This is a genomic window from Dyella sp. C9, from assembly GCF_003332825.1.
GTDB lineage: Bacteria > Pseudomonadota > Gammaproteobacteria > Xanthomonadales > Rhodanobacteraceae > Dyella.
Window position 1 is genome coordinate 1 of sequence record NZ_QIRF01000038.1, and the last position, 1,099, is coordinate 1,099.

The following is a 1,099-nucleotide window of genomic DNA, read 5'->3' on the forward strand; positions in this document are numbered from 1 at the left end:
AAGGATCTGGAAATCCGCGTGTGGTCATCGGGCCAGTCCCAGCTTGAGCTGATTGGTTTTGAGTTGGTCAGGCAGGTCGCCTGATCATGGCAGTGCATCACGTGTTGCAAGGGGCCACAGGTGCGTCTGGTAATTGATCTTCAGGCCTGCCAGTCGTCAGGCAACCGAATCAGGGGAATTGGTCGCTATTCGCTGGCGCTTGCGCAGGCGATGGTTCGCAACGCCGGTAACCACGAGTGCGTGATTGCACTCAATGCCGCTATAGCCGATTCCGTGGAGCCCATGCGTGCGGCGTTCACCGAGCTGTTGCCCGCAGATCGCATTCGCAGCTGGGCTTCCGTGGCGAAGATCGCCGAGGCGTTTCATGGCGGAGCACCGCGCAGCCAGGCGGCAGGGGAGCTGTTTCGCCAGGCCATGCGCGAGTTCCGGCCGGACTTCGTCCATATCACGTCTGTGTTCGAAGGATCGGACAGCGATGTCACCAATGTCGTCGGATCGTCTGCCGAAGGCCTGCCGACCGCGGTGACGCTCTATGACCTCATCCCGCTGGCGCAATCGGATGTCTATCTTGCCCAGCCGGCCGTCCGCGACTGGTACATGCGCAGGCTTGAGCAGCTCAAGCGGGCCGAGCTGTTGCTGGCCATATCGGCGTTCACCAAGGGCGAGGGCGTGGACCTGCTTGGCATCGAGGCCGATCGCATCGTCAATATCCGCGGTGCCTGCGATGACGTATTTCAGCCAGTCTCGCTCACCGACGAACGGCGCCTGGCGCTGTATGGCCGCTACGGAATCCATCGCCCCTATCTGATGTATGCGGGCGGCTTCGACTCCAGGAAGAACATCCTCAGCCTCATCCGCGCCTATGCAGCCCTGCCGCAAGCCGTGCGCGATTCGCATCAATTGCTGATAGTGGGCTCCCCCCCGGCCATGGAGCGCAAGCAGATCGAGGCGCTGCGCAGTCAATTGGGGCTGCGGGAGGACCAGTGTGTCCTGTTGGGCTATGTTTCCGACAGGGACCTTGCCGCGCTCTACAGCGATTGCCGTCTCTACGCCTTCCCGTCGCTGCAGGAGGGCTTTGGTCTGCCTGCGCTGGAAGCGA

The 1,099-nt window shown here is 62.1% G+C and carries 1 protein-coding gene; it reads left to right on the forward strand.

Annotation, left to right across the window (positions count from 1 at the left end):
- Positions 1 to 120: 120 nt before the first annotated feature.
- The coding region (locus tag DVU99_RS19990; protein WP_198670403.1) for a glycosyltransferase family 1 protein at positions 121 to 1,099 on the forward strand (979 nt) is incomplete at its 3' end.